This window comes from Aquimarina brevivitae, assembly GCF_004216895.1.
Taxonomy (GTDB): domain Bacteria; phylum Bacteroidota; class Bacteroidia; order Flavobacteriales; family Flavobacteriaceae; genus Aquimarina; species Aquimarina brevivitae.
This window is the reverse complement of sequence record NZ_SGXE01000001.1, coordinates 162244-173751: the sequence shown is the minus strand read 5'-3', so window position 1 is coordinate 173751 and position 11508 is coordinate 162244. Positions and strand designations below refer to the sequence as shown.

The window sequence follows — 11508 nt, the reverse complement described above, 5'->3', positions numbered from 1 at the left end:
AAAGGGAAACGTCCTATCTTTAAATGATTCAAAAATATAGCTATGCTCATCTATTTAAGAGTCCTCAAAGAAAGTTTTGCATTTGCGGTTAATGCCTTAAGGAACAATAAGTTAAGGACTTTTCTTTCATTACTTGGGGTAACCATTGGGATTTTTTCAATAATAGGAGTTTTGGCTGCGGTTGATTCTTTAGAAAAAGAGATTAAAGGAAGTTTAAGCTCTTTGGACAATAGTACAATTTATTTAACAAGACGTTCCTTTGGCCCTACCCAGGTACCAAGATGGAAACGTGAGCAGTTTCCTGACGTGACCTATGATGAATTTCAGAATATCAACAAGTCCTTAAATGGGGTAGAAGCTATGAGTTTTATTCTATTTGTAGGTCCCGAAAGTGTAAAGGGAGGTGAAAATACGGTAAGCAATGTTAATGTTAATCCTGTAACAGATGATTACTATGATGTAGAAGAGTTGCAAGTAGTAAAAGGTCGTTTCTTTAATGAACAAGAGTCTGTAGCGGGTACCCCGGTTATTGTTATTGGAGATGAAATTGCAAATAGTCTTTATGGACAACAAGATCCTATTGGACAACGATTGCGATTATATGGTCAAAAATTTACTGTGATAGGCGTTTTGAAAAAGGAAGGCTCTGGTTTGTTTGGTGATTCAAAAGACACCGCGGTTTTTATCCCTGTGAATATGGCAAGAAGAATTTTTGGGGATAATAATAAAGCTTCGCTGCCTGGAATAATCATTAAGCCAGTAGATGATGTTGATAATGCTAAGTTTATTGCTGAACTGAAACAGAAATTCAGAACACTACGCGGTCTTAAACCTGATGAAGTTGATAACTTTTTTGTCAATCAGCTTCAAGGATTTACGGATGCTATCGACAGTATAGCTAGTACAATGTCTGCTATAGGTGCTGCTATTGGAGCATTTTCATTATTGGTTGGTGGATTTGGTATTGCAAATATTATGTTTGTTAGTGTAAAAGAGCGAACCAATTTAATCGGAATTCAAAAAGCCTTAGGAGCTAAGAAAAAGTTTATTTTATTACAGTTTTTATTTGAAGCAATTATTCTTGCTGTAATAGGAGGGCTTATAGGCTTATTATTCGTTTGGTTAATATCTAAAGGAGCTTCTCAATTAACCGGTGATTTTGAATTCATATTATCTTCTTCGAATATGTTTTGGGGTATGTTTTTCTCTACAATAATTGGTTTAATTGCGGGTATAATTCCTGCTTGGATGGCATCAAAATTAGATCCAGTAGAAGCGATACGTACAGGTATGTAAGCTTATATCTTTTAAATTAACTTGCAGAGTAGGTATATATTCATTGCTAAGAGGATAATGATAATGCATCCCACTGCATAAGGGACGGTATTGATAAAACATTTTATTCTATTAATCTTTTTAGGGCACATTGGCAACAGGTATTAGTTTAGTTTTTTAAATGTACACCTAAGCTGTTATAAATGAAATACGTACAAATACTGGAATTTGATTCCATAAAAAAGGACGAGATTTTATCTCGTCCTTTTGTTATACTTGAATTGTACTTAGTTACTGTATTACAATTCTTTTTACTGTTGAACCTTTTAGTGATTTTATTTCAATCATATATACTCCGGCTTCTAGATTTGATATTTGAACTTCTTCTAAGCTATTGGTACTATCTAAAGGTTGCTCTAAAACAAGCTTACCAGTAAGATCAAATATGGCTACACGGGTTAGCTCCAAAGAACTATCTGCAGATACGAATAGCAATCCAGTGTTATTCGGGTTTGGATATAACTTTAATCCTTCTGCTAGTAATTCGTCTTCAACACTAAGAGCTGGATCAAATTCGATCGTAAACTGACTAGCAGCGGTGTTTCCGTTTCCGGCATCATCTGTAGCACTGTCTGCGTTAATATCTACGCTTACCGTACCAGCAGCTGTTGGATTTAGCGTAAAGGTATAGTTTAAACCTGTTCCTGCTAAATTGGAAGCAGTTCCATTGGATATAGTCAAATCAGCCAATTCAAATCCAGTTACATCTTCAGAAAAAGTAACAGTTACAGCTATAGCTGTGTTATCTGTGGGTGAAGGTTCTGTGGAGTTTATGGATACCGTAGGAGCCGTTTGATCTAAGGTTGCAGCGTTATCTGTCACTGTAGATCCGTTATTTCCAGCAGAATCAGTTATAAAAACTTCTACTGTTAATATTCCATCAACTAAAGCACTTATGTCTAAAGTAACTACTTCGGTTGTTGAAGAGATACTTAGGTTGTTGTTTATGGTTGCCGTATTGCCATCACCAGAACTACTAACTACATAGGTAAGATCTGCTCCAATCTCTGCATTAGCAACCGTAAAACTAGTGGAAGTAGCCTCGGTTGAATTAATTAAGTTATCATCCCAAGCCACAGTATAGCCAGATGGGGCTGTTGTATCTTTTGTAATGCTATCGGTCGCAGCACTACCAGTATTATTGGCAGGGTCTGTTAAGGTTGCGCTCAGTGTAATCGTTCCGTCGGCTAAACCACTAAGGTCGATACCTGTAATTTGATCGGTAGCGGTGGCAATAGTACCTGATCCGGTTACATTGGTTCCCCCGCCATCACTACTAAAGGTATAGTTATAGGTTGCACCTACTTCTGCACTAGCAAACGTAAAACTAATAGCACTTTCATTACTAGAGACAATAGCGGATTGATCTATGGTTACGGTATACCCAGAAGGAGCAGTGTTATCAAGCTCAAAACTATCCTCATTAGTTCCAGTTGGAGTTGTGTTTACTAATCTATTACCGGAAGTATCAAAAATATCAATATTACCACCCATATCTGAAGCAAAAGCTAAAGATACCGTTCCGTTAAAATTGACTACATCACCACCACTAAAGGTAACATTATAGGTCGTTGAATTCACCTGAGTAGCAGTAACCGTATAGGATCCTAACTCTAACGATAAAAAATCAAACTGATCGATATCAGTTACGGCTTCGTTAAATGTTATGGTCCATTGTAGCGCATCACTATTGGTTAAGGAGCTTGTAGGATTGCTGCGTGTTATACTGGATATTCTTGGTGCTACTGTTTCCTTAGTTTCTGTATCGGTCGCAGCACTACCTGTGTTGTTGGCGGTATCCGTTAGGATCACATTAAGTGTAATTGTTCCGTCGGCTAAACCACTCAGGTCGATACCTGTAATTTGGTCGGTAGCGGTGGCAACAGTACCTGATCCGGTAACATTGGTTCCACCTCCGGAACTACTTAAAGTATAGTTATAGGTTGCCCCTACTTCTGCACCAGCAAACGTAAAACTGGTTGCAGTTTCATTACTCGTGTTAATTGGTGATTGATCAATAGCTACCGTATATCCTGATGGAGCAGTAGTATCTTTAGTTTCAGTGTCTGTTGCTGGGTTTCCTTCGTTTCCTGCTGTATCGGTTAGAGTTACACTAAGTGTAATCGTTCCGTCGGCTAAACCACTAAGGTCGATACCTGTAATATGATCTGTAGCTGCAGCAATAGTACCTGATCCGGTTACATTGGTTCCACCTCCGGAACTACTTAAAGTATAGTTATAGGTTGCCCCTACTTCTGCACCAGCAAACGTAAAACTAGTTGCAGTTTCATTACTCGTGTTAATTGGCGATTGATCAATAGCTACCGTATATCCTGATGGAGCAGTAGTATCTTTAGTTTCAGTGTCTGTTGCTGGGTTTCCTTCGTTTCCTGCTGTATCGGTTAGGGAAACACTAAGTGTAATTGTTCCGTCGGCTAAACCGCTAAGGTCGATACCTGTAATTTGATCTGTAGCTGTAGCAATAGTACCTGATCCGGTTACATTGGTTCCACCTCCAGAACTACTTAAAGTATAGTTATAGGTTGCCCCTACTTCTGCACCAGCAAACGTAAAACTAGTTGCAGTTTCATTACTCGTGTTAATTGGCGATTGATCAATGGCTACCGTATATCCTGATGGAGCAGTAGTATCTTTAGTTTCAGTGTCTGTTGCTGGGTTTCCTTCGTTTCCTGCTGTATCGGTTAGGGAAACACTAAGTGTAATTGTTCCGTCGGCTAAACCGCTTAAGTCAATGCCCGTGATTTGATCTGTAGCTGTAGCAATAGTACCTGATCCGGTTACATTGGTTCCTCCACCAGAACTACTTAAAGTATAGTTATAAGTTGCCCCTACTTCTGCACCAGCAAACGTAAAACTAGTTGCAGTTTCATTACTCGTGTTAATTGGAGATTGATCAATAGTTACCGTATATCCTGATGGAGCAGTGGTGTCTTTTGTTTCCGTATCTGTAGCTGCACTTCCTGTATTTCCTACTGAATCTGTTAGGGTTACACTAAGTGTAATGGTTCCATCACCTAAACCACTTAGGTCGATGCCCGTGATTTGATCGGTAGCTGTAGCAACAGTTCCTGATCCGGTAACATTGGTTCCACCTCCGGAACTACTAAACGTATAGTTATAGGTTGCCCCTACTTCTGCACCAGCAAACGTAAAACTAGTTGCAGTTTCATTACTCGTGTTAATTGGAGATTGATCAATAGTTACCGTATATCCTGATGGAGCAGTGGTGTCTTTTGTTTCCGTATCTGTAGCTGCACTTCCTGTATTTCCTACTGAATCTGTTAGGGTTACGTTAAGTGTAATGGTTCCATCACCTAAACCACTTAGGTCGATGCCCGTGATTTGATCGGTAGCTGTAGCAACAGTTCCTGATCCGGTAACATTGGTTCCCCCGCCAGAACTACTAAACGTATAGTTATAGGTTACCCCTACTTCTGCACCAGCAAACGTAAAACTAGTTGCAGTTTCATTACTAGTGTTAATTGGTGATTGATCTATTGTTACCGTATAACCTGATGGAGCAGCATTGTCAAGTGTATACGAATTATTATTAGTTCCTATTGGAGTGGTATTTGTTAAGGCATTCCCTGGACTATCCGTTATATTTTGTCCACCGGCAAAGCTTAAGGTAACGGTTCCATTGACCGCAGCTAGATCTCCTCCTGATGCGGTAACGGCATAGATATTACCACCTAGGTTGGTAACGTTAGTAATCGATGCGGTTGTACCTGAAACGGAAAAGTCATTAGTATCTACATTAACTACAGCTTCACTAAAAGTAACACCCCAGGTTAGCGCATCAGCATTGGTAGGTGTGGTGGTAGGATTTTGTCTAGAAATGCTAGTTACTGTCGGGGCAACTCCATCCACTAATACGGCTGAAGTGCTCCCTACATTATTTAAGGTTAAATTTGCATTAGCACCTCCTGAGTCCTGAATAGTACCTCCATTAGCACTTAAGCTACCTACAACAATTCCATCCGTATCAAGATCCCCAGCTTGCACTACATATTGAAAAACAGCGGAATTATTAATGCCGCTTGTATACGTAGCTTGTCTAGTAGTTCCTCCAATAGTGATCGCCAGTTGTGGCGTGCCACCCGTTGTTGTGGTAATAATATTCTCGTTAAAATTTACCGTAAAAGCCAGCGTTTGTCCCGTTGCATAGGTTGCGTTAGCCGGTACGATTACATTGGATATTACGGGTGCCACCGCATTTGAAATTACTGTTGTGGTGTTATCAGTGGTGTCAACCGTACCATCATTAACTACTACAGTAAAAGTAGTTGTTTCTGATGTCGCAGCTCTATTATCTGTAGGGTTATAAGATAAAGCACGGAGTAAACTTTGTAAGTTGCTTGGTGTAGTGCTGGCAATCGTGTAAGGTCCTGTTCCTGAAAGTCCTGTTCCGGATAGAGCACCCTTGGCATTATCATCTAAGGTGATGGTCGCAGATACGTTATCTCCGTCAGCATCGGTAATGGTGACAGCGGAGAAAGGTGCAATCGTCGCATTATCATTCACAATTTGACCGGCAACTGTACCGCCAATTACAGGGGCATTGTTGGTGGCAGCAACATCCCATCTAAACGCATCTAAAGCCAGATATTCTATTTCATTAGTCCCCGTAAATATAAGCTCATCAATTGTGGTGTTTGAGTAGTCAGATCCTTGGCTAGAAAAATCGATAAACGTGAATCCATTATCAGGATCAAAAATGGTAACATCCGAAAAACCTGAATTTAATGTGAAGGTATATACCTGACTACCACTTAAATTTCCAGTCACTGTTAGAGAGCCTGTACTTGGATTGTTGAAGCCGGTACCGGTTGGATCCGCAACAAATAAATATAAATCTTTAACAGTAAAACCAGAAGCCGAAGTAATAGAAAACGATGTTCCGTCGTTGTCATTAACGTTTCCCGGAGCATCAGAATTATCTATAAACCTGTTATCAGTATTGGTTCCATTATAACCACCATTGGTAAATTCTTCTATATCATAACCATCTGTTGAAATTATACTAAAACTCTGACCGTTGTCTGTAAAACTAGTCGTTCCAGGAGTTTCATCTTCAAAAACCTCGGTAGTTTGAGCTAATAAGGGTTGCCAACTGCTCAAATAGCAGATTAAAATGAGCATTGAAAGGTTTACTACGTAGTGTTTTTTCATAAGTTATTGGGTTTAAATCTCTTCTAAGATATTTTAATTTTATGAATTTTAATAGATTAAGTTGTTAACTCTTTTCTAAAAAGACATAACCAAAGCGTTGCAAATTAGTTATGTTTGTGAATCACAACAATACGTAGAATTACCTAAATTTGATACACAAATAAAGCCGAAGTCTATTCCTTAAACTTCGGCTTTTAAAAGGATTATGGTTTTTTGAGTTGTTAACGAATTACTATCTGTTGAACCGCTGTAGCATTCGTAGCATTTACTTTTAGCAGATAAATACCGCTTGTCAAGTTAGAAATTTCAAGTTCATAAACTTCATTAATCGTTGTAGTTTTCATTTCAAACACCTTTTTACCGGTTAGGTCAAATATTTCAAATAACTGCAGATTTATATTATTAGCTACAGTAATATTTAAAACCCCTGAGGTAGGATTTGGGTATATCCGTAACCCTTCTGCCAGTAATTCGTCTTCAATTCCTAAATCCGGATCAAACTCTATACTGAATTGAGCAGCGGATGTATTTCCATTACCAGCGGTATCTGTAGCGACATCAGCATTTATAGCTACGCTTACTGTACCCACTGAACTTGGAATTAATGTAAAGGAATAAGAGCTTCCACTGCCTGTTAAATTAGTAGCACCTCCATTGGTTATCACTAAATCTGATAATTCGAAACCTGTTACGATTTCTGAAAAAACTACAGTTACTTCAATCGCTGTATTGTCCGTTGGTGAGGGTTCAGTAGAATTTATGGTAACTGAGGGCAGTGTGGTGTCTTTAGTTTCAGTGTCCGTAGCCGCATTTCCTTCATTTCCTACTGTATCGGTTAAGGTAACGCTAAGTGTAATGGTTCCGTCGCCCAAACCATTAAGGTCAATACCGGTGATCTGATCTGTTGCTGTGGCTATAGTTCCGGAACCGGTAACATTAGATCCACCACCACTACTACTAAAGGTATAATCATACGTTGCACCTACTTCTGCACTGGCAAAGGTAAAACTTGCGACACCCACATTGGAACTATTTATTGGGCTTTGATCTATGCTTACGGTATATCCAGCTGGAGCTGTGGTATCTTTAGTTGCCGTATCCGTAGCTGGGCTTCCGGTATTGCTAGCCGTATCGGTTAAGGTAACACTTAGCGTAATAATTCCATCGCCTAAACCACTAAGGTCAATACCGGTGATCTGATCTGTTGCTGTGGCTATAGTTCCGGAACCGGTAACATTAGATCCACCACCACTACTACTAAATGTATAGTCAAAGGTTGCTCCAACTTCAGCACTGGTAAAGGTAAAACTTGCGGCACCAACATTGGAACTATTTATTGGGCTTTGATCTATGCTTACGGTATATCCAGCTGGAGCTGTGGTATCTTTAGTTGTCGTATCTGTAGCTGGGCTTCCGGTATTGCTAGCCGTATCGGTTAAGGTAACACTTAGTGTAATAATTCCATCGCCTAAACCACTAAGGTCAATACCGGTGATCTGATCTGTTGCTGTGGCTATAGTTCCAGAACCGGTAACATTAGATCCACCACCACTACTACTAAAGGTATAGTCAAAGGTTGCTCCAACTTCAGCACTGGTAAAGGTAAAACTTGCGGTACCCACATTGGAACTATTTATTGGGCTTTGATCGATAGCAACTGTATACCCTGTAGGAGCCGTATCATCCTGACAAAATTCAAAACTATCTACAGCTACATATACAAAACTTGAAAAAATTTCAATTTCAATTTCATCAATATTTATATCGGTATAATCAGATGCTCCTGAGGTGGCAAAATCTATTAAGAAAAACCCGTTATTTCCTTCTCCAACTGAAGTAGGGAATGAGGTGTTCCCAGAGTTTAGATCGATGGAATATACTACACTACCATTAAACTTTCCTCTTATGGTCAAAGTACCATCATCAGTAGGAGAACCACCTGCAGCTATGGAGGAGACATATATATACATTGTATTAGGGTTGAAAACAGAATTGTCTGTCGTGGCAATAGCATATGTTCCCGTGCCTGCACCTTCATTGTCTAAAAAGATATCAGACCCATTAGTCCCAGCACCGCTTTGACTGAATACATCGAGACCGTTGGTTAAGGTGAAAGGAACACCATTACTTGTAAAGGTAGTTGCTCCTGGCGAAAAAGACTCATAATTTTCGATAAAGCATTCGGATACAATATGATTTTCACCCGCTGTAAAAGCAGCAGGCCCACCATTGCCTAAACCGTCAGTTATATCAGTGGAAGCATTAAGGTCTATACTAATTGTTCCTTGACCGGATATGTTTTCAACAGAAATAGTATATGAGTTTCCTGTTCCTGTGAGGCTTGTGATATTACCCGTAGTGCCTGAAGTATCTAAACTAAAATCATCAGTAGTAACATTATTCACATTTTCATTAAAGGTTACTAAAAAATCTACTGCATCTGCTATCGAGGAAGGATTTCCTATCACTTCAATACTAAGAACTTCTGGTGGAAATGTATCTGCCGTGCCTTCTTCACAAAATTCAAAATGATCTATTGCTACATATACAAAAGAACCGCCAATAATGATCTCAATTTCATCTACATTGGTTGTGGTGTAATCTGCCGCACCATCCGTAGCAAAATTGATATTGAAAAACCCATTGTCCCCGTTGGCTATCGAACTAGGGAAGTCTGTGTTTTTGCTAATTGTGTATACTGTACTACCTGTAACCTTTCCATTGATGGTTAATGTACCGTCGTTTGTAGGTGTTGTTCCTGCGGCAATTGAGGATAAATATATATCCAGCGTTTTCATGGTAAATAGTTCGCCTCCCGTTGAGGCTATAGCATAAGTTCCGGCACCTGTTCCGTCATTGTCCAAATATTTATCAGAATTACTGGCACCAGCGCCTGCAACAGTTTCAATAGCTAAACCTCCTGAAGTTGTAAAAGGAATACCATTACTACCAAAAGTATTGTCGTTTGTGTTAAAATCTTCGAATGATTCTAAAAAGCACGCAGAGACCACGTGGTTTTCACCGTTAGTAAACGCAGCAGGACCTGAATTGCCTAAATCATCTTCGATATCTGTCCCAGCATTAAGATCAATACTTAGTGTACCTTCTCCACTAATACCAGAAGTGCTTATCGTATACGTTGTACCTGTTCCAGTAATTCCTGTTATTGAGCCCGAAGCTGATCCTGTAAGATCAATGGAAAAATCATCAGTCGTAACATTATTGGCATTTTCATTAAAGGTTACTATAAAATCTACAGCATCTGCGGTGGTTGGAGGAGTACCATTTCTCACAATGGTTAGCACAGAAGGTGGGCTCGTATCTGTAACAGTTTCTTCTGGGCCAAAGGTAAACTCATCTACAGCGATATAATTAAAGTTTCCGGTGAGTTCAAATTCTACTTCATCTATGTTTGTTAAGCTGTTATCGGAACCACCTTCTATAGTAAAGTCTACATTAAAAAAGCCATTATCAGTGCTAAAGTCAGTTGGAATACCAGTAGTTTTTGTAATTGTAAATATTGTTCCACCACCTTGCTTTCCTCTTATTATAATTCCGCCATTGCCTCCTACTGTATTGGCATTATCCTCGGATAAAAAAATGTCAACATCTTTGATAGTAAAGTTCGCTGCATCAGAAGTTTTTATGGAATATATGGTACCTGTACCTGTATTGGAATCATTATCTAAGTACACGTCAGAGCCACTGGCACCAGTGCCTGAAAAACTAGTTTGGGTTCTGAAACCTCCAGTAGTTTCAAAAGGTTGACCATTACTTGTAAAACTAGTAATGTTGTTTCCTAACGACTCAAAGGTTTCTGTGAATTGTGCCTGAGCAGTGTATAATCCTAAAATCAAGGAAATGCTTAGGATTAATAATTTATAGGTTGGCTGTTTCATGATTTTGATTTTTTGTGAAGTGTTCTTCATATTTGAGTGTAGCCAAATTCCATTTAGGTACCGGTTGGGTGCAGTACTTTAATTTGAATTTAGCACCTTTTTCAATATTGTATAGGGATCCAACACAATAGGGGTTAGTAATCAAGGAATCTGCCTGGTTCAAACAGATGTTTTTATAGATTTGTACAAAGGTGTAAATACAAATATCTGGTGCTTCTTCAATTGAGTCGGGTCTTTTAAACCAATCGGTCTCAAAACGCAATGATTTTTCTATATCCTTTGGAGTATTCTTATCTATTTTATAAATGATTTTTGACTTATTTTTAAGGAAATACCTGGATCCGGTATTTTTTATAGTGTACTCATTATTACAAACGCTAAGAATGGGTTCCTTTGCGTAAGACGTATAATCTAATGCTAGTTCGATTGCTTCAGGGATAAGAACCCCTTCTGTTTTTAATAGCGGTGCTAAACTATTCATTATAGCAACCTGAGGCTCTGTAGTCAGTGCATAAGCCATAGTCTCAGATATAATGATATCTGGCAATTCATCTTTAGGTGGTTGGTAGTTTATCGCATCTTCAAGTAATATATTATTAACGTAGTTTTCTAAATCCAATTTTTGGATGACTTGCTTTAACGTATTAACCGAGCCTTGATTTATATCTATAAATGTAACGGAGAGTTCTTCAGGATCAAATAAAGGCAATAATGGTACTAGCAAAGTTCCGAATGGTCCTGATCCTGCATAAAGGATCGAAATAGTTTCTTCTGGTAATTTCTCTTTTTTATCTAAAATAGCGAGATAAATCCCTTTGATGAATTGAATAGTTCTCTTATAATCCAAGACGCAACTTGCAGCTTGAGCTGTTGAAAGTGCTTTTCCGTGATCGACTATAATTTCTTCATAGCTGTTTTCTTGAGTCAGAAATAATTGAAAAAAGTGACTTAAATCGCGCACAGTTTCCTGACCTGATTCCATTGGAGTATCAAGTAGTTTCCTGGTAATGTTTTTTAATTCCTGAACAGTATGATTCATAGTTTAAACTAAAATGAAGAGATGATGTATTCATCTCTTCAT

At 38.8% G+C, this 11508-nt stretch carries 4 protein-coding genes; 1 reads left to right on the top strand and 3 read right to left on the bottom strand.

Going from position 1 to position 11508, the window contains the following annotated elements; all coding sequences use genetic code 11:
• Nucleotides 1–42 precede the first annotated feature (42 nt).
• Nucleotides 43–1296 carry an ABC transporter permease gene (locus EV197_RS00720; protein ID WP_130284816.1) on the top strand — a complete coding sequence of 418 codons (1254 nt, stop codon included), beginning with the start codon at nucleotides 43–45 and terminating at the stop codon, nucleotides 1294–1296.
• 270 nt (nucleotides 1297–1566) lie between these two features.
• Here the strand turns inward: EV197_RS00720 and EV197_RS00715 are convergent, their stop codons facing one another.
• From EV197_RS00715 to EV197_RS00705, 3 genes are all read right to left on the bottom strand, one after another.
• Entirely contained in the window at nucleotides 1567–6528 is a 4962-nt protein-coding gene (locus tag EV197_RS00715; RefSeq protein WP_130284815.1) for a T9SS type A sorting domain-containing protein, read from the bottom strand.
• Between the two features lie 221 nt (nucleotides 6529–6749).
• Complete coding sequence (locus EV197_RS00710; protein WP_165388967.1) at nucleotides 6750–10427, bottom strand: beta strand repeat-containing protein; 3678 nt, start codon at nucleotides 10425–10427, stop codon at nucleotides 6750–6752.
• A complete protein-coding gene (locus tag EV197_RS00705) occupies nucleotides 10408–11466 on the bottom strand; it encodes an SAM-dependent methyltransferase (RefSeq protein ID WP_130284813.1) in 1059 nt (352 codons plus the stop codon). The genes EV197_RS00710 and EV197_RS00705 overlap by 20 nt, the downstream gene beginning before the upstream one ends.
• Nucleotides 11467–11508: the final 42 nt, after the last annotated feature.

Coding starts and splice junctions, on each gene's coding strand:
- EV197_RS00710 (WP_165388967.1), bottom strand. CDS start 10,427: ATGAAACAGCCAACCTATAAATTATTAATCCTAAGCATTTCCTTGATT.
- EV197_RS00705 (WP_130284813.1), bottom strand. CDS start 11,466: ATGAATCATACTGTTCAGGAATTAAAAAACATTACCAGGAAACTACTT.
- EV197_RS00720 (WP_130284816.1), top strand. CDS start 43: ATGCTCATCTATTTAAGAGTCCTCAAAGAAAGTTTTGCATTTGCGGTT.
- EV197_RS00715 (WP_130284815.1), bottom strand. CDS start 6,528: ATGAAAAAACACTACGTAGTAAACCTTTCAATGCTCATTTTAATCTGC.